At 39.3% G+C, this 18,221-nt stretch carries 15 protein-coding genes; 12 read left to right on the top strand and 3 right to left on the bottom strand.

The annotated features are described in order from the left end of the window. Window positions 1-142 precede the first annotated feature (142 nt). The 10 genes from AC07U8_RS19555 (at window position 143) to AC07U8_RS19510 (ending at window position 14,298) form a co-directional block, all read left to right on the top strand. On the top strand, window positions 143-1,201 hold the full coding sequence (locus AC07U8_RS19555; protein ID WP_004816660.1) for a pilus assembly protein PilM: 1,059 nt from the start codon (window positions 143-145) through the stop codon (window positions 1,199-1,201). Further along, window positions 1,201-1,842, top strand: a complete 642-nt coding sequence (locus tag AC07U8_RS19550; protein WP_494738457.1) for a PilN domain-containing protein — start codon at window positions 1,201-1,203, stop codon at window positions 1,840-1,842. Before AC07U8_RS19555 ends, AC07U8_RS19550 begins: the two co-directional genes overlap by 1 nt. Then, entirely contained in the window at window positions 1,839-2,588 is a 750-nt protein-coding gene (locus AC07U8_RS19545; protein ID WP_096735284.1) for a type IV pilus inner membrane component PilO, read from the top strand. The genes AC07U8_RS19550 and AC07U8_RS19545 overlap by 4 nt, the downstream gene beginning before the upstream one ends. Next, window positions 2,585-3,115 carry a pilus assembly protein PilP gene (locus AC07U8_RS19540; RefSeq protein WP_096735283.1) on the top strand — a complete coding sequence of 177 codons (531 nt, stop codon included), beginning with the start codon at window positions 2,585-2,587 and terminating at the stop codon, window positions 3,113-3,115. Before AC07U8_RS19545 ends, AC07U8_RS19540 begins: the two co-directional genes overlap by 4 nt. 20 nt (window positions 3,116-3,135) lie before the next feature. Further along, window positions 3,136-5,310 carry a type IV pilus secretin PilQ gene (locus tag AC07U8_RS19535; RefSeq protein WP_034615050.1) on the top strand — a complete coding sequence of 725 codons (2,175 nt, stop codon included), beginning with the start codon at window positions 3,136-3,138 and terminating at the stop codon, window positions 5,308-5,310. 36 nt (window positions 5,311-5,346) lie between these two features. After that, the gene (gene aroK, locus AC07U8_RS19530) at window positions 5,347-5,889 is read left to right on the top strand and encodes a shikimate kinase AroK (RefSeq protein ID WP_004725433.1); all 543 of its coding nucleotides are present in this window, start codon (window positions 5,347-5,349) and stop codon (window positions 5,887-5,889) included. Window positions 5,890-5,925: 36 nt separating this feature from the next. Then, complete coding sequence (aroB, locus tag AC07U8_RS19525; RefSeq protein WP_494738456.1) at window positions 5,926-7,005, top strand: 3-dehydroquinate synthase; 1,080 nt, start codon at window positions 5,926-5,928, stop codon at window positions 7,003-7,005. A 16-nt stretch (window positions 7,006-7,021) separates the two neighbouring features. Further along, the gene (locus tag AC07U8_RS19520; protein ID WP_419263477.1) at window positions 7,022-7,885 is read left to right on the top strand and encodes a hypothetical protein; all 864 of its coding nucleotides are present in this window, start codon (window positions 7,022-7,024) and stop codon (window positions 7,883-7,885) included. A gap of 425 nt (window positions 7,886-8,310) precedes the next feature. Further along, the gene (gene gltB / locus AC07U8_RS19515; RefSeq protein ID WP_171527286.1) at window positions 8,311-12,786 is read left to right on the top strand and encodes a glutamate synthase large subunit; all 4,476 of its coding nucleotides are present in this window, start codon (window positions 8,311-8,313) and stop codon (window positions 12,784-12,786) included. Window positions 12,787-12,876: 90 nt separating this feature from the next. After that, a complete protein-coding gene (locus AC07U8_RS19510; RefSeq protein ID WP_494738455.1) occupies window positions 12,877-14,298 on the top strand; it encodes an FAD-dependent oxidoreductase in 1,422 nt (473 codons plus the stop codon). 78 nt (window positions 14,299-14,376) lie between these two features. Here the strand turns inward: AC07U8_RS19510 and AC07U8_RS19505 are convergent, their stop codons facing one another. Continuing rightward, window positions 14,377-14,925 (bottom strand): NAD(P)H-dependent oxidoreductase, encoded by a 549-nt coding sequence (locus tag AC07U8_RS19505; protein ID WP_494738454.1) that lies wholly within the window; start codon window positions 14,923-14,925, stop codon window positions 14,377-14,379. 90 nt (window positions 14,926-15,015) lie between these two features. Here AC07U8_RS19505 and AC07U8_RS19500 point away from each other — a divergent pair, with 90 nt between their 5' ends. Then, complete coding sequence (locus AC07U8_RS19500; RefSeq protein WP_494738453.1) at window positions 15,016-15,369, top strand: winged helix-turn-helix transcriptional regulator; 354 nt, start codon at window positions 15,016-15,018, stop codon at window positions 15,367-15,369. Between the two features lie 573 nt (window positions 15,370-15,942). Beyond that, window positions 15,943-16,833, top strand: a complete 891-nt coding sequence (locus tag AC07U8_RS19495; RefSeq protein WP_004725446.1) for a metal-dependent hydrolase — start codon at window positions 15,943-15,945, stop codon at window positions 16,831-16,833. A 44-nt stretch (window positions 16,834-16,877) separates the two neighbouring features. On the opposite strand, the gene AC07U8_RS19490 is transcribed toward AC07U8_RS19495, so the two are convergent. Continuing rightward, on the bottom strand, window positions 16,878-17,504 hold the full coding sequence (locus AC07U8_RS19490; RefSeq protein ID WP_336953702.1) for a riboflavin synthase subunit alpha: 627 nt from the start codon (window positions 17,502-17,504) through the stop codon (window positions 16,878-16,880). Window positions 17,505-17,819: 315 nt separating this feature from the next. After that, on the bottom strand, window positions 17,820-18,200 hold the full coding sequence (locus AC07U8_RS19485; RefSeq protein ID WP_034615073.1) for a Na+/H+ antiporter subunit G: 381 nt from the start codon (window positions 18,198-18,200) through the stop codon (window positions 17,820-17,822). Window positions 18,201-18,221 lie beyond the last annotated feature (21 nt).

The raw sequence follows: 18,221 nt of genomic DNA, 5'->3' as shown, positions 1-18,221 counted from the left end.
GCTAATGGCAAACTAATTGCGTTCAGTATAGCTTCTCATGTGATGGATTGTTAGATGGGATATTGTATCTGTAAAAAATTAAGACCAAATGCAGTCGGTTTGTGTTATTTATTGGGGATAAAAAAATAATAGGAAATCAATCGTGCTTAGACTATATCGTAAGCCAAATAAGGGGTTAATAGGAGTAGATATTAGTTCTACTACTGTAAAGATTTTAGAGCTCTCTGTTAAGAACGGTCGTTACTGGGTTGAAAGTTATGGATTAAGTCCACTGCTCGATGGGAGTGTTGTTGAAAAAAACATTCTTAATCCTGAAGCAGTTGCTGATGCATTGGAAAGGGCAGTCAATATTGGCAATCCTCAATCGCAAAATGTCGCGGTTGCTGTACCTACATCTATGGTGATTCACAAAATCATCGAAATGGATGCAGATATGTCGGATGAGGAAAGAGAAGTTCAGATTCGAATGGATGCTGAACAATATATCCCTTTCCCACTGGATGAAGTCAGTCTAGATTTTGAAGTGTTAAAAGATAAGCTGGCAAATCCAAATCGAGTCAATGTGTTACTTGTTGCAACACGCGCAGAGAATATCGATTCTCGTGTTGAAGTTTTGGAAATCGCAGGCTTATCACCTAAAATCGCAGATGTAGAAAGTTATGCAATTGAGCGTGCTTTTGATGTCTTTTCCGATACCCTGCCAATCGGTGTAAATCTTGTGGGTATCCTAGATATTGGTCATACCATGACCACTTTGTCTGTGATGCAAAATGGCAAGATCATTTATACCCGAGAGCAAGTTTTTGGTGGCAAGCAGCTGACTCAAGATGTACAGAACCGTTATGGTTTGTCTTATGACGAAGCTGGTCGTGCAAAAAAAGATCGGACTTTACCTGACGATTTTGAAACAGAAGTCTTGATGCCGTTTTTAGAAGCAGTTGTACAACAAGCTGCTCGTTCATTACAGTTCTTCTTTTCATCTTCTCAGTTTAACGAGATCGACCATATTTTATTGGCGGGTGGTAATGCCAATATTCCTGGTTTGGCAAAATTATTACAACAAAAACTTGGTTATCGCGTCACGATTGCAAATCCTTTCTTACAGATGGGGTTTTCACCACAAATTGACTTAAAAAAAATAGAAAATGATGCACCTTCTTTAATGGTTGCATGTGGTTTGGCTTTGAGGAGTTTTGATTAATGGCAAAGATTAACTTACTCCCTTGGCGTGATGAGCTAAGAGAACAGAAGAAGAAGCAATTCGTTGCGATATGTGTTGGGGTTGCACTGATTGGCTTAGTGACAGTGTTATTGGCGTGGTTCTATTTCGACCATAAGTTGCAAGATCAGGAGCAAGCCAATCAATTGGTGACCAGTACCAACCAAAATTTAGATACCCAATTAAAAACTTTAGGTGGTTTACAAGAACGTCGTAATGCCATTATTGAACGTATGAAACTGATCCAAGGCTTACAAGGTCAGCGTCCTGTGATTGTTCGCCTCGTTGATGAATTGGTTCGAATTGTCCCTGCACAAATGTACATCACAAAATTTAGTCGTGTGGGTGATAAATTTACCATTGAGGGCAAAGCTGAAAGTCCAAACACGGTTGCTGAATTGTTGCGTGGATTAGAGGCGTCTGAATGGTATCGAAATGCATTTATGAATTCATTCTTAGCTGCAGATGAAAATAAAAATAAAGTGCAGACTTCGGTGATCCCTCGTGTAGAAGAATCATATGGAAGTTTTGTTGTGACTGTAGATATCGGTGAAATAGCAGCGACTACAGATGGGGATACAACGAAAGCTGGACAAGTTCCAGCTGCTGGGGGTGCAAAATGAGCCGTGAAGATTTTGAGCAATTAGAATCATCTGTAAATGATGCTCCAAAAAAGAACAAGATGACTGTTGAGAAGTTTTTTCAACAGTTCAATACCTTGGATATGAATAACTATGGCAGTTGGCCTTTATCCGTTAAAGTCACCTGTTGGGTATTCTTGTTTTTTTTGGTGTGTGCAATTGGCTATTTTTTAGCAATTAGACCTAAATTAGATGCAATTGATCAAGCACGTACAGTTGAACAAAACTTATTAAATGAGTTTAAAGAAAAAGACTCTAAATTAAGAAACTTGCAGCAATATCAAGCACAACTGCAACAAATGGAAGCAAATTTTAATCAGCAATTAGAGCAACTTCCTAAAGAAACTGAAATTCCGAGTCTGGTTGAAGATATTAACGTGACAGGGGTAAGTTCTGGTTTGAAATTTAAAAATATCAAATTAGAACCAGAAGTGAAGCAGGAGTTCTTTATTGAGCAGCCGATCTCGATTGATGCAACAGGGGATTATCATTCATTTGGCAGTTTTGTAAGTAGTTTGGCTGCTTTACCACGTATTGTCACTTTGCATGATTTCACAATTACAGGAACACCTAGTCAAGACAATAAATCTGATGTGCCAGTGATTGACTATACAATTAAAGCAAAAACCTATCGTTATATCGGTGCTGATGAACAGAAAATAAATAAATCTGCGAATGCTGTAGCACAGAAAACAACGACACCTCAGCAAGGAGGGAAGCCACAATGAACCAGCTCAGTAAAATAGTTTGTGGAATCTCATTTGCAATGCTGTTGGTGGGGTGCGATTCTCGTATTGATGCCGTTAACCAAGAAATGGCAAATATTAGAAATCAGCAACCATTGCCGATTGAACCTGCACCAGTATTTAATCCTGTACCAAGCTTTAATTATTCAGCTCAACAATTACGCAGCCCATTTTTGCCAAGCTCATTGGCAAATGAATTGAAAATCATGTCAGGCAAGCGTGTCTACCCGAATTTTTCAAGACAACCACAGCCGCTTGAAAGCTATCCTTTAGAGTCGTTAACACTGAAAGGAAGTATGAAAGGAGCTGTTGGGCAAACAGTGGGGTTGATTCAAACACCTGATGGTGAGATTGAGCGGGTACAACTTGGCAACTACATGGGTATGAATCAAGGGCGAATTATTGAAATTACGCCGACCCGTATTGATTTATTGGAAATTGTTCCAGATGGTCGAGACGGTTATATAGAAAGACCACGGAGTCTAGTTCTAATCGGTCCAATAGATTAAAACGGAATAAAGGAATAAAAATGAAAAAGAGTTTGAAAAATATCTTTAACGGGGATGGTAAGTTTATGAATAGTCAACTTCGTCAATTTACTATGGCGGCAGTGTCAATTGCGATTATGCAGGTTGCAGCAGCGCAAACAACCATGACCAATATTGTACCGATGAAAATACCGGGGCAAGGTACAGAAATTCGTGTGATGTTTAATGGCTTACCGCCACAGCCTCAAGCCTATCAATTGGATAATCCATCGCGACTGATTTTGGATTTTGATCAGGCGAAGCAAACGATCAATCAGTCGTCTATTGCTGTGGCGAGTGAAGAAGCGTCGACTGTGGATATTGCGGCCGATGATCAACGTTCACGCTTAACAGTAAATTTAAAAAATAGTGGTTCTTTTACAACGCGTGTTGAAGGGAATACCTTTATTTTAAAGATTAACAATGCCAATCAAGCTGCTGCTTTACCGACTTATGCATCATCTGCATCTATACTGAATAAGCAAAATCAAGGCATCGCAGATATCGGTTTTCAGCGTGGCAATGCGGGTGAGGGGCAGGTTATTGTAAATCTGTCTGGTGCAAATACACCTGTAGATGTGCAACAACAGGGCAGTAAAGTTGTTATTCGAACCTTAGGGAATAAAATTCCAGCACATTTAATTCGTCGTTTAAATGTCAATGATTTTGCGACCCCAGTTTCTTCTGTGGATGCTTATAATGATGGTTCCAATGGTGTAATCACCATTCAATCTTCGGGGAGCTATGAATATATGGCTTTCCAAGCGGAAAATAAATTGACCGTGAGTTTAAAGCGCCCTGTAGAAAATAAAGTAAATCGTCCCAATGTGAGTCAATCTTATACGGGTAAGAAAATCTCACTGGATTTTCAAGATATTGAAGTACGCCGTGTGCTACAGCTGCTTGCTGATTTTACCAGTATTAATATGGTGGCTGCGGATTCAGTTCAAGGTAATATCACTTTACGTTTAAAAGATGTACCTTGGGATCAGGCCTTAGATATTATTTTAAAAACCAAAAATTTAGATAAGCGCCGTAATGGGAGTGTGATTTGGATTGCGCCTGTCACCGAGCTGATTAAAGCAGAAGAAGATGAAGCCAAAGCAATTGCACAAAGTGTAAAATTAGCACCAATTCAAACTGAATATATTCAGCTTAATTATGCAAAAGTTGCAGAAGTTCTTAAATTGTTACAGGATTCTAGAAACCCTAAAGGTGCGCAGACAAATAATACCAATAATACAGATTCTTTAGCTTTAGAAAGTCTACTGAGCTTAAGAGGAAGTGCGGTTGCAGATACAAGAACAAATACATTAATTATTAATGATACTGCAAATAATATTGATAAAATCCGTAAAATGATTGATCTATTGGATATTTCGGTAAAACAAGTCATGGTTGAAGCACGTATTGTTCGTGCTACGACAGATTTTACCAAAGAAATGGGGGTAAAGTGGGGCATTTTATCTCAAGGGATTACCAAGAATAATGATTTGCTGGTTGGTGGAAGTGATCAAACACTTTGGGATTTAAAAACCCCAGATAGTAATGGCAAATATACCATTACTCGCCCTGATAATTTAAATGTCGATCTTGGTGTGACGACTGCGGGTGCAAGTAAGATTGCATTTGGTTTAATTAGTATGTCTGATTTTATGTTAGACCTAGAATTATCTGCATTACAAGCTGATGGTTATGGGGAAGTGATTTCAACACCAAAAGTAATGACTGCCGATAAACAAAAAGCCAAAGTTGCTTCGGGTCAACAAATTCCATATCAGTCAACGCAAACTGCAGGAGGCAGTGCCGTTGCAACAACTGAATTTAAAGATGCTTTGCTCAGTTTGGATGTTACACCAAGCATTACTCCAGAAGGGAAAGTACAAATGCAGCTAAATGTCACAAGTGACTCAGCTGGTCAAATAGTGAATGGAAATGTGGCGATTAACAAGAATGAAATCAATACCAATGTCTTAGTCGATGATGGAGAAACCGTGGTATTAGGTGGCATTTTTGAACAAGAAACTAAAAACAGTCAGACCAAAGTTCCATTTTTAGGTGATATTCCTTATTTAGGACGATTATTTAGAAAGGATGTAAAGTCTGATAATAAACGAGAGTTACTAATCTTTGTGACACCAAGAATTGTTAATGACAGTCGTACCAGAAATCATTAATATACTTTCAATGAAAGCAATTCGATAGGTGACTCCTTGCCAAGCAAAGAGTTGGAAACCCTACCAAATATTTATTTGGTAGGGCCCATGGGAGCAGGAAAAACAACAGTTGGTCGGCATCTAGCGGAACTGTTAAGTCGTGAGTTTTTAGACAGCGATCATGAAATAGAAAGAAAAACTGGGGCATCTATTCCTTGGATTTTTGAAAAAGAAGGCGAACAAGGTTTCCGTACAAGAGAAACAATCGTGATTGATGAACTCACATCAAAAAAAAATTTAGTGGTTGCAACAGGTGGTGGTGCTGTCACTCAAGCCATGAATCGAGAATATCTCAAACATAGAGGTATTGTGATTTATTTATATACCCCTGTAGAAATCCAATTATTACGTACACATCGAGATAAAAATCGTCCTTTATTACAAGTCGAGAATCCTGAGCAAAAGTTAAAGGATCTACTTAAAGCACGAGATCCACTTTATAGAGATGTTGCACATTATATTATTGAAACCAATCAGGGTGCTGCGCGAGATTTAGCGCTGAGAATATTGCAACTGATCGTTTCAAAAGAAATTATTTAGTCAGTAAATTATCATTCATTGTTATTTGGCAGAATCATGCAAACTTTACATGTTGAACTGGGTGAACGTCGTTATCCAATCTTTATTGGTAGTCATTTGAACCCTCAAGAATTGCTTGAACCTTATATTCAAGGGCATCAAGTGATGATTGTTACAAATACCACAGTTCAACCTTTGTATTTGTCGCACTATGTTGAGGCGATTCAACAATTGGGTAAGCAGGTTAAAACATGTATTTTACCTGATGGTGAAAAATATAAAGATATTCAGCACCTCAATTTGATTTTTGATGCTTTGCTTCAAGCTGGTTTTAATCGTGATTGTACTGTTTTGGCTTTAGGTGGTGGAGTGATTGGTGACATGGCAGGTTTTGCTTCCGCCTGTTTCCAGCGAGGCGTGTATTTCATCCAAGTTCCGACCACATTATTGTCTCAAGTGGATTCGAGTGTTGGTGGGAAAACCGGAATTAATCACCCTTTAGGCAAGAATATGATTGGTGCATTTCAGCAACCTCAAGTGGTTTTGGCTGATATGGCACAGCTCCAAACCTTGCCTGAACGTGAACTTTCAGCAGGTTTGGCTGAGGTGATTAAATATGCGTTACTGGGTGATGTAGACTTTTTAGCATGGTTAGAAGAGCATATGGATGGGCTGATTGCCCAAAATCCAGAATTATTGGCTGAAGCTGTTTATCGTTCTTGTGCGCATAAAGCAAGAATTGTGGCCAATGATGAGAAAGAGCAAGGTGAACGTGCTTTATTGAATTTAGGCCATACTTTTGGTCATGCCATTGAATCGTATCTCGGTTATGGGGTGTGGTTGCATGGGGAAGCAATTGCAACGGGTATGGTGATGGCTGCTGATTTGTCTCAGCGTATGGGATGGATTTCATCCGATGATCTGGAACGTACAAAAAAAATCATACAACGTGCCCAATTACCTGTAGCATGTCCTAAAATTCCGCTCGATGAATTTTTGGCATATATGTCACATGATAAAAAAGTATTAAATGGTCAACTTCGTTTAATATTGATAAAACAACTCGGCCAAGCCATCATCACTAAAGATTTTGATGTTGAGTTGATGAAACAAGCGATTCTCGCGAATCAGATATAGAAAAGGTTAGTTCCAAATGGCAGCAATTCGTACAAATTGGCAAAATATTCGACAATATATTTGGTTGGTTGGTGGATTAATCTGTCTTTTGGTGGCACTGATTTTTTGGGCAGTGACCGACACCAAAGATCTGGTCACTGTGGTCAATCCGATTGAAGAGTCACAAGTTCAAATTCAACCTGAAAAAGTTGCCGCAACATCGCATTTAGGCGCTTTGATGGATGAAGTACGTCCACTTGAAATGACCACACGTATTGTGACTGCGGGTAGCCATGATGCAGAATTTCGTGGTACAAAATTTTTTCAAGAAAATAAGAAAGCTTGGACCATAGAGCTATTTAAGACCTCAGATGAAGATGTCATCTTGGGCTTTTTACAGAAACAAGCGGATCGTAAAAATTTTATTTATTTCCGTTTAAGTGGTGAAGATCAAGCTGAGCAATATGTTTTAGCCTATGGTTTATTTAAAAGTGATGATCAGGCCAAGAGCCAGTTACAACAATTAAATTTAAAATTGCCTGCATCTATTCATCCTCAAGCAATTCAGTTTGAAAAATATAGTGCTTTAGTCAATGATCTGGGCTCAGATGAAATGGCAAGTGCAAATAAACTCTATCAAGTAAAATTAAAATCTGCACCTTTACCTGTCGTTGATGAAACGCTATTGGCTCAAGCAAAATCGGCCTTGTCTTCTTTAACGGGTTCAGCTCCTGCAAATCAGACCACCAAAACCACAATTACCCGTCGTGATTCATCTGGCAATGTGGTAGATGTACAAAAGTCGCAATCTCGTACACAGCCTTCAAGTAACAATAAAGAAACAGGTGCTACTGCTGATAAAAAACCAGCTGAACATGAAGTCAGTGATCCATTTAATTAAAATTAGCTCTAAAATGAAGCAGAATTAATTATTTAATTTTATATTTGCACAAAAATGGTGCTATAAATGCCTTTATAAGACGCTTAGAATTTTAAAGAATATCTTTATTTCACTATCTTTTAGTGATTTGGTGAACAAAAATAAAATTTGGCATATTTTTTGCTTTATTGTTGCGCTAATTGAGTTGATTGTCCCTGTTTTGGAGCGAAATGATTCAGTTGGTGTGCGATTTAAGTCTGATTGAGTGCTTTATTTCAGTGCGGAAGTTGTAAAACAATCTTGCAATTAAAGTAAAAACAGACTGGTATTCGATTCTGACTCAGTGGTTTACTTGAGCTAAGAAAATACTTAAAAATCGTAATTGAGTGTTCGAATGTTTTTCGCCCTTTCATGGGCCTATGTAGAAAGAAGGGTACGCTATGCACATGCCATCGCCTAACACTGTAGCTCCCGCTCAAGGTTTATACCAACCGGATGAGTTTAAAGATAACTGTGGTTTCGGCTTGATTGCCCATATGCAGGGTGATGCGAGTCATGATTTAGTCAAGACCGCGATTCATAGTCTAAGCTGTATGACGCACCGTGGTGGTATTGCCGCAGATGGTAAGACCGGTGATGGTTGTGGCTTGCTCTTGGCTATGCCTAAAGCATTCTTCCGTGAAGAAGCAAAAAAGATCAGTGACATTACACTGAGTGAAATTTTTGCGGTCGGGACGATATTTTTAAATTTAGATCCAGCACTTGCGGCCCATGCAAAGCAAATTCTAACCCATGAAATTGAAGAAGAAGGCTGTCGTGTGATTGGTTGGCGTATTGTTCCAACCAATAATGATGCCTTGGGTTCAATCGCAATGCAGTCTTTACCTGCATTTGAACAAATTTTTGTCAATTGTCCAATGGGTGTGACTGAGGTTGAATTTAACCGTAAGTTACTTATGGCACGTCGTCGTGCAGAACAACAATTAACAGCTGATCCCTATTTTTATGTGACCACACTGTGCTCTACAGTGATCACCTATAAAGGCTTAATGATGCCTGCATATATTGCAGAATTCTATACAGACCTTGCTGATGAGCGTTTGGACTCACACATTGTTGTGTTCCATCAACGTTTCTCGACCAATACTTTACCCCGTTGGCCATTGGCACAGCCGTTCCGTTATTTGGCACATAATGGTGAAATTAACACCATTACTGCAAACCGTAACTGGGCAGTGGCACGTACCCCAAAATTTGAAAACCCATTATTGCCAGGCATTACTGAACTGAGTCCAATTGTAAACCGTACAGGCTCAGACTCATCAAGTATGGACAATATGCTTGAGTTGCTAGTTGGTGGCGGGATGGATTTATTCCGTGCATTACGCATGCTTGTTCCACCAGCGTGGCAAAACGTTGAAACATTAGATGCGGATTTACGCGCGTTTTATGAATTCAACTCTAAGCATATGGAAGCTTGGGATGGTCCTGCGGGTCTGGTGATCCAAGATGGTCGTCATGCAATTTGTATGCTAGATCGTAATGGCTTACGTCCTGCCCGTTGGGTGATCACTAAAAATGGTTATATCACTTTGGCATCAGAAATTGGTGTGTGGGGTTATGAGCCTGAAGATGTGATTTCTAAAGGCCGTGTAGGTCCTGGTCAAATTCTGGTAATTGATACCTTGACTGGAAAATTGCTCGATACTAAAGATGTGAGCAATCATCTGAAAAAAATGCGTCCATACCGTGAATGGTTACGTGAAAACTCAGTTCGCTTGCAAGGTAGTCCAGAGCTTGAAGAGTATTTGTGTGATCAAGGCTTAAAAGGTGATGACCTTAAAGCGGCTCAAAAAATGTTTATGGTGACATTTGAAGAGCGTGATCAACTGCTTCGTCCAATCGCTGAAAGTGGACAGGAAGCTGTCGGTTCAATGGGTGATGATACACCAATGGCGGTATTGTCTCGCCAAGTACGTCATGTGACAGATTATTTCCGTCAGCAATTTGCGCAAGTGACCAATCCACCGATTGATCCATTACGTGAATCAATTGTCATGTCATTGGAAACCTGTTTTGGTCGTGAGCAAAATGTATTTGAACAAGGTCCAGAGCATGCAGATCGTTTAATTGTATCGAGCCCAGTCCTTTCAAATTCTAAAATGCATCAGATTCGTACCCTTGGTCGTAAAGGTTACGAAATTGCAGATATCGATCTAAATTATCCTGTAGCTGAAGGTCTTGAAGCCGCGATTTCACGTATTTGTGAAGAAGCTGCACAAGCGATTCGTGATGGTAAAACCTTATTGGTGATTTCAGATCGTAAAATCCGTGAAGGCTTTTTACCTGCAAATGCAGCAATGGTGACGGGCGCAATTCATCACTTCTTGATTAATGCTGGTTTACGTACCGATGCAAACATCATTGTTGAAACTGCACTTGCACGTGATGCGCATCAGTTTGCCGTGATCTTAGGTTTTGGTGCAACTGCGATTTACCCTTATTTGGCTTATGATGTGATCAACGATTTGATTGCAAAAGGTGAATTATTGGGTGATCCAATTCATGCACAAGCGAATTTCCGCAAAGGTATTGATAAAGGTTTACTTAAAGTCCTTTCAAAAATGGGGATTTCAACAGTCGCATCTTATCGTGGTGGGCAGTTATTTGAAGCAGTCGGCTTATCTGAAGAAGTTGTCAGTAAGTGCTTCACAGGTGTGCCAAGCCGTATTAAAGGTGCAACATTCATTGACCTTGAAAATGACTTGAAAAAACTAGCAGATATTGCTTGGAAAGCGCGTAAGCCAATTGAACAAGGTGGTTTACTCAAGTTTGTATTTGATAAGGAATACCACGCATTTAATCCAGATGTGATCAACGCGTTGCATAAATCAGTACGTTCAGGGAATTATGCTGACTTTAAAGAATATGCAGAATTGGTGAACACACGTCCAATTGCGACGATTCGTGACTTATTAAAACTAAAAACTGATCATTCTATTCCATTAGAAGCTGTTGAATCAGTTGAAGAAATTTTGCCACGTTTTGACTCCGCTGGTATGTCTTTAGGCGCATTATCACCAGAGGCACATGAAGCCATTGCGATCGCAATGAATACGATCGGGGGGCGTTCGAACTCAGGTGAGGGCGGTGAAGACCCAGCACGCTATGGCACCATCCGTAACTCTAAAATTAAGCAAATTGCTTCAGGTCGTTTCGGTGTAACACCGGCATATTTAACATCTGCTGAGGTGTTACAGATCAAAGTAGCGCAAGGTGCAAAACCGGGTGAAGGCGGTCAGTTACCGGGCGGTAAAGTGAATGGCTTAATTGCGCGTTTACGTTACTCTGTTCCAGGTGTGACTTTGATTTCACCACCACCACACCATGATATTTATTCTATTGAAGATTTATCGCAGCTAATCTTTGACTTGAAGCAAGTCAATCCTCAAGCCATGGTGTCTGTGAAGTTAGTATCAGAACCAGGTGTTGGAACAATTGCAGCAGGTGTTGCAAAAGCCTATGCGGATTTCATTACCATTTCTGGATATGACGGCGGTACAGCGGCTTCACCTTTATCGTCTATTCACCATGCGGGTTCACCATGGGAATTGGGTCTTTCAGAAGCGCATCAAGCACTTCGTGTCAATGACCTACGTGGTAAAGTACGTGTGCAAACTGATGGTGGTTTGAAAACAGGTCTAGATGTGGTTAAAGCTGCGATTTTAGGTGCGGAGAGCTTTGGTTTTGGTTCTACCCCAATGATCGCGCTTGGATGTAAATACCTGCGTATTTGTCACTTAAATAACTGTGCAACAGGGGTGGCAACTCAGCAAGATCATTTACGTCAAGAGCATTATATTGGCGAGCCAGAAATGCTGATTAATTTCTTCCACTTTATTGCGGAAGAAACACGTGAATGGTTAGCTGCTTTAGGTGTTGCATCATTGAAAGATTTGATTGGTCGTACTGATCTGCTTGAGATGTTGCCGGGTGAAACGGATAAACATGCACATTTAGATTTAAGTGCATTGTTAGAGTCGCATCCATCTGCGGAAGGTAAAGCGCAATATTGCCAAGTACAAGGCAATGAACCATTTGATAAAGGTATTCTTGCTGAGAAAATGGTGGCAGAAATGCTACCTGCGATTGAAGCAAGTACTGGTGGTGAGTTCCATTTTACTGTGGGTAACTGTGACCGTTCTATTGGTGCGCGTCTCTCAGGTGAAATTGCCAAACGTTATGGCAACCTGAGTATGGAAGCACATCCTGTTAAAGTGAATTTAAAAGGAACTGCGGGTCAGTCATTGGGTGTTTGGAATGCGGGTGGTTTGCATATCAGCCTTGAAGGTGATGCAAACGACTATGTGGGCAAAGGCATGGCAGGTGGTCGAGTATCGATCTTCCCACCAAAAGGTTCACCATTCCAAACCCAAGAAACAGCAATTATCGGTAACACCTGTTTGTACGGTGCGACAGGCGGTAAATTATTTGCTGCGGGTACTGCGGGCGAGCGTTTTGCTGTACGTAACTCTGGCGCGTTTGCGGTGATCGAAGGTGCAGGCGACCATTGCTGTGAATATATGACAGGCGGTATCGTGACTGTACTAGGCAAAGTTGGACACAACTTTGGTGCAGGTATGACCGGTGGTTTTGCTTATGTACTTGACTTAGATAACGACTTTGTTGATTACTACAACCACGAATTGATTGAATTAAACCGTATTTCTACAGAAGCGATGGAAGAACATCAAGAATTCTTACTTCGTATCTTAGATGAACACATTGCTGAAACAGGTAGTGCTTGGGCGTACAAGATTCGCAACGAGTTTGATTTCTATAGCCGTAAATTCTGGCTGGTGAAACCAAAAGCGGCTAATTTACAAACGCTTTTGAAAACAACTCAAGCAGATCCACAATAATTCCACTACTCAAATTTTAGGTAGGTGTGGATAACTTCGCCGATATACACAAGCGAATGAAGTTATCCACGCTCACCCACGGAGAGAGACATGGCTGAACGCCTGAATAATGACTTTCAATTTCTGGATGTAGCACGCCAAGATCCAGAGAAAAAAGATATTAATGTCCGCAAAGCAGAGTTTGTGGAAATTTATAAACCTTTTACAGCGGAAGTTGCAGCAAACCAGACCCACCGTTGTTTAGGCTGTGGTAACCCGTATTGTGAATGGAAATGTCCAGTACATAACTATATTCCAAACTGGTTAAAACTGATTGCAGAAGGACGTATTTTCCAAGCAGCTGAGCTTTGCCATCAAACCAACACTTTGCCTGAAGTCTGTGGTCGGGTATGTCCACAAGACCGTTTATGTGAGGGTGCTTGTACCCTAAATGATGGTTTTGGTGCGGTGACCATTGGTAATGCAGAAAAATATATCAACGATACCGCCTTTGCTTTGGGCTGGCGTCCAGATATGTCATCGGTAAAATGGACCAACAAAAAAGTTGCCATTATTGGTGCAGGTCCTGCAGGTTTAGGTTGTGCGGATATTTTAGTTCGTAACGGGGTAAAACCTGTTGTATTTGACAAGCGTCCTGAAATTGGTGGATTGCTTACATTTGGTATTCCAGAATTCAAAATGGAAAAAGATGTGATGAAACGCCGTCGTGAAATTTTCACAGGCATGGGTGTTGAATTCCGCTTAAATACTGAAATTGGTACAGATGTCACCATCGATCAATTACTTGCAGATTATGATGCTGTGTTTATGGGTATGGGAACCTATACCTATATGAAAGGCGGCTTTGCAGGTGAAGATTTTGATGGTGTCTATGATGCACTGGATTTCTTGATTGCAAATGTTAACCGTACACAAGGCTGGGAAAAAGATCCATCTGAATACATCAGTGTTCAGGGCAAAAAAGTCATCGTTTTAGGCGGTGGTGATACTGCAATGGACTGTAACCGTACTTCAATCCGTCAGGGTGCAGAGTCAGTAACTTGTGCTTACCGTCGTGATGAAGAAAATATGCCAGGTTCACGTCGTGAAGTGAAAAATGCGCGTGAAGAAGGGGTGGACTTCCAGTTCAACCGTCAGCCGATCGAAATCGTCGGTGAAAACGGTAAAGTGACGGGTGTAAAAGTTGTGACTACCCAGCTGGGTGACCCAGATAGTCGTGGTCGTCGTAGTCCTGAACCGATTCCAGGCTCTGAAGAAGTTTTACCAGCAGATGCGGTATTACTGGCTTTTGGTTTCCGTACCAGCCCAGCAGAATGGTTTGCAGGTGCAAATATTGGGCTAGATGGTTCTGGTCGAGTCATTGCTGCTGAAAAACAACAATTTAAATTCCAGACCTCTAACCCAAAAATCTTTGCGGGCGGAGATATGGTACGTGGTTCTGATTTGGTGGTGACTGCAATCTGGGAAGGTCGTGAAGCTGCTGAAGGAATTTTGGATTATCTTGATGTTTAATTTTAGACCTTAAATATTTCAAGATCTATTTAAGAGCCCGCAGTCATGCGGGCTTTTTAATGCAACAAATTCAAAAAATTAATTTGAGTCAATCGTTTGCAGATAATGATTTAACTTTAAGCTATGTTGTTTTGCTCGAGTTCTGATTTCAGCATGTGTATGTCCTAAAACAGTTGAAATATCATATAAGAACACGGGTTCTAAATATTCCATTCCGGTATAAAGCGCTGATTTTTGAATTGGAGATAAAAAGTCCTCCAATAATGAATGCTGTTGTTCTGTACTAAAATTCTGCTCAGGTTGGCCAATGGTCATACTCAGCAACAGCTTTTTATTTTTAAGCTTGTCTCCTTTGGAACCATAGGCGAATTGATAGGTAAATACCTGATCAAACCAAATTTTTAAAATGGCAGGTATACTGAACCAGTACATAGGACATTGTAAAATAATCAACTCATGTCTTAATAGTGCACTTTGCTCTGCTGCAATATCGATTTGATAATCTGGATATAAATCATGAATATGGCGAATTTCTAAATCAGTTTGAGTTCGTGATAATTCATCGACAATGGTTTTATTTGCGACAGATTCAGTAAAACTGGGATGCGCTAAAATCAGTAATGCCATCTTGGTTTTTCCAACTATAAAAATTATAGTGAATATAAATATTATAGTTTTTATGTACAATAACTATCCATTTTGATAGCTGGCAGAAAAATGAATATTGAGCAAAACACCTGTGAAGTGACGTTTCACGATAAGACCTATCATTGCCCGATTAGTATGGTGATGGATTTAATTGGTGGGAAATGGAAAACCGTGATTCTTTATTATCTAAAGGAGGAGTCAAAACGTTTTAATCAACTTAAGCGTGATATGCCAGATATCACAGAAATGACCTTAATTTTGCAACTTAAGCAATTGGAAAAGAATGGTTTTATTTCCAGAACCGTATTTGGTGACAAGCCTCCAGTCAAAGTGGTGTATGAATTAACTGCATTTGGTCAAACATTTATTCCTGTATTAGACGCTTTATCTACTTGGGCACATGGTTTTTCAGCGCAAAACTGATTCAAAGTGATGGCGTTGAAAGAAGCAGTTTTAAGGCTTAAATCAGTTATGGAAAAGCGATGAAAAGTGCAATTTAGCAATAAAATTTGCCAATCACACTAAAGCAATAGTTTGTTTTTTTAATACAAAAAAAGTTCCTAGACGAATTCTGTTTGTTTGGGTTCTATAAAACACATGCTTTTTTGTTGAATGTTTATATGACGTTGCAAGCATAAATATTTATAAATTGAGTTCAAGTTTTGAATGGATCCTATGTGATTGTTTTAAAAATTAAAACACAACTCAACCTGATTGAAAAATGTCATTTAAGTCAATAAAAGCATGCCTAAAATCTCGATTTTAGGCTTTGTGTAAACGATAAAACACTTTTTTGTGAAGATAAGAAATATATTTGTTTTTAATAAATTTAATTTTATCAATATCTTGAGATTTTATTTTTTTTGGATTTTTAATTGAGCCATGTGTTTTCTTGAAAATGATATTTTAGGTCAACTGTGTGGATGATTCTGCAATATACAAATATTGAGATTGTGCCAATATAGCTTAAATTCAGACAAATGTAGGATTATCCTTATGTCAACAGTTCAAGCGACGGCAGAAAAATCATATTTAAATCGTCCTAAAGCTATTGGTATTAAAGTCCGTAAACCAAGCTTTAACCCAAAAGCAATTCGCAGACATTTTTTTGCCAATTCTCCTGTGATGTCACATTTATTGACTGCGCTTTCTTCAACATTTCCGATTGGTGAGCAGTTCTTTGTACATAGTGTGCGTAATGTACGTGACAAAATCACGGATGAAAAATTGCAAGCGCAAATTGCAGCATTTATTGGTCAAGAGGCCATGCACTCCAAAGCCCATACTGAATTCAATGATGCATGGCGCCGTGATGATTATAACTTAGACAGTTTTCAAGCATGGTTGGCGCGTCGAGATGCACTGATTAAAAGTGTACATCCTAAATTACAACTTGCAGTTACCGCAGCTTTTGAGCATTTTACTGCATTATTGGGTGGCTATATTCTTCGTCATCCTGAAGTTTTAAGCACTCTGGATGATGATGCGGTGAAACTTTGGGTGTGGCATGCAATCGAAGAAATTGAGCATCGTGCAGTGGCATTTGATGTATATCAGGCGATTTATAAAGATGATCGTACTCGTCGTACAGTGATGCGTAATGTGACTACGGGTTTTGCAAGTTTAACGTTTTATTCGGCTACCCGTTTGTTTATGCAAGACTGGAGAAAAAGTTTACCTAAAGTGCCGCAAAATATCTTCGGGGTATATATGATTTCTAAAATGTTGATTTCATTGATTCCTGAATATTTATCTTATTACAAATCTGACTTTCATCCTGATGAAATTGATTATTCGAAGATTGTGGCGTACTGGAAAGAAAAGTTAGCAGATGATTATGGAATGGAAAGTTTCCAAGAAGAAGTTCATCTGCCGTTATATAGTTAAGACAATGCTTTAGATCAAAGCGCCAATTTATAAGATTGGCTCTTTTAGTTTTCTTGCTGACGTTGATGGATACTTTCTAAAGTATCGACCATAGTGCGGGTCATTTGGTCAATTTCATAATTGAGTTTGCCACCAATTTGGACATGTTTAAATGTCGTCAAACGTAAGGTTTCGGGGATTAAATCCACTGAAATTTCATTGGTTTTCCGATCCACGCGATTGACCGTCAAGCTGCAACCTTGCAGTCCAATAAAGCCTTTTTTAAAGAAGTATTTGATATTGTCATCTGGAATAACGATATCTATGTGTAGTGTTTCACCGGTATGAACCACATCTTTAATGGTTGCCATACCTTCGATATGCCCAAAAATATTATGCCCACCGTTTTCCATGCCAGCTTTGATAGATCTTTCGATATTGACTTCATCACCAATTTTTAAAAATTGTAATGTGGTGAGAGAAGTGGTCAGTGCTGAAACATCAAATGAGGCTATATTTGCAACAGCATCAAAACTTGTTGCGGTTAGGCATGTACCATCGATTGCGACACTGGCGCCAATAAAAACATCATTTAAAAAGCCATTTTCATTGGAAATATAAAGGGTTGTAAAATTATCACCTTGTTGGATGTTTACAACTTTTTCTAAGCCTTGAACGATACCTGTATACATCGCTGATCTCTTTTATTTAGCTGATTTTTATTGTACAGATTTCATTGAAGAGGACTAGGGCTGAATTTTAGATTTATGTTGTATAGAAGAGCCTAACATCATACTTAGATGATTTTTTAAAAGAGAATGAATATAGCAGTAAGGTTTGCCAAAGCTTATTTTATAGGGAAAAGTTTATATAGTTTGATGATAATGTATTTCAGACAATCTAAGCTTGGTTATGGCTTAAATTGGACTAAGTCAGTATGTACCTAGACTCAGTCCAATTTAATTTAGCCAACCAATCAACCAGTCAACAATTAGTCAGAAAATGAATTAAATCTTATCTTTAAACTGTTTTATGATCTTTTGACGTTGCCATGGTAAAGGACGATTAATTGCTTCAGGTACATCACCTGAGGTTGAACGTAGACGTAAATGAATTGCTGCCTGAGCAATCAAGTTTGCAGATACTGGGGCTGTAATAAAGGCAAGCAGTGTGATCAATAACTCTGCAAAACCTAAACGACTGTTAAATGCTGCGTAAATCATTCCCGCGATTAAAAAGCTGCCTAAACCCAAGGTACTGGATTTTGTCGGTGCATGTAGACGCATAAATAAGTCTGGTAATTTGACCATACCTATGCCACCTACCAAAGTAAAAAACGCACCAACAATCAAGAAGAATGAAACGATGATTTCCATGACTATTTGCATATTATTTTCCATGTACTTTCT

This window comes from Acinetobacter sp. GW821-FHT01E09 (assembly GCF_059422385.1).
The sequence above is the reverse complement of the archived record's forward strand: the minus strand, read 5'-3'. Positions and strand labels throughout refer to the sequence as shown.

Excerpts from the sequence above, each read along its gene's own strand:
- AC07U8_RS19485 (WP_034615073.1), bottom strand. The coding sequence starts at position 18,200 with ATGCAAATAGTCATGGAAATCATCGTTTCATTCTTCTTGATTGTTGGT.
- AC07U8_RS19495 (WP_004725446.1), top strand. The coding sequence starts at position 15,943 with ATGTCAACAGTTCAAGCGACGGCAGAAAAATCATATTTAAATCGTCCT.
- AC07U8_RS19505 (WP_494738454.1), bottom strand. The coding sequence starts at position 14,925 with ATGGCATTACTGATTTTAGCGCATCCCAGTTTTACTGAATCTGTCGCA.
- aroB (WP_494738456.1), top strand. The coding sequence starts at position 5,926 with ATGCAAACTTTACATGTTGAACTGGGTGAACGTCGTTATCCAATCTTT.
- AC07U8_RS19490 (WP_336953702.1), bottom strand. The coding sequence starts at position 17,504 with ATGTATACAGGTATCGTTCAAGGCTTAGAAAAAGTTGTAAACATCCAA.
- AC07U8_RS19520 (WP_419263477.1), top strand. The coding sequence starts at position 7,022 with ATGGCAGCAATTCGTACAAATTGGCAAAATATTCGACAATATATTTGG.
- gltB (WP_171527286.1), top strand. The coding sequence starts at position 8,311 with ATGCCATCGCCTAACACTGTAGCTCCCGCTCAAGGTTTATACCAACCG.
- AC07U8_RS19535 (WP_034615050.1), top strand. The coding sequence starts at position 3,136 with ATGAAAAAGAGTTTGAAAAATATCTTTAACGGGGATGGTAAGTTTATG.
- AC07U8_RS19550 (WP_494738457.1), top strand. The coding sequence starts at position 1,201 with ATGGCAAAGATTAACTTACTCCCTTGGCGTGATGAGCTAAGAGAACAG.
- AC07U8_RS19540 (WP_096735283.1), top strand. The coding sequence starts at position 2,585 with ATGAACCAGCTCAGTAAAATAGTTTGTGGAATCTCATTTGCAATGCTG.
- AC07U8_RS19510 (WP_494738455.1), top strand. The coding sequence starts at position 12,877 with ATGGCTGAACGCCTGAATAATGACTTTCAATTTCTGGATGTAGCACGC.
- AC07U8_RS19545 (WP_096735284.1), top strand. The coding sequence starts at position 1,839 with ATGAGCCGTGAAGATTTTGAGCAATTAGAATCATCTGTAAATGATGCT.
- AC07U8_RS19500 (WP_494738453.1), top strand. The coding sequence starts at position 15,016 with ATGAATATTGAGCAAAACACCTGTGAAGTGACGTTTCACGATAAGACC.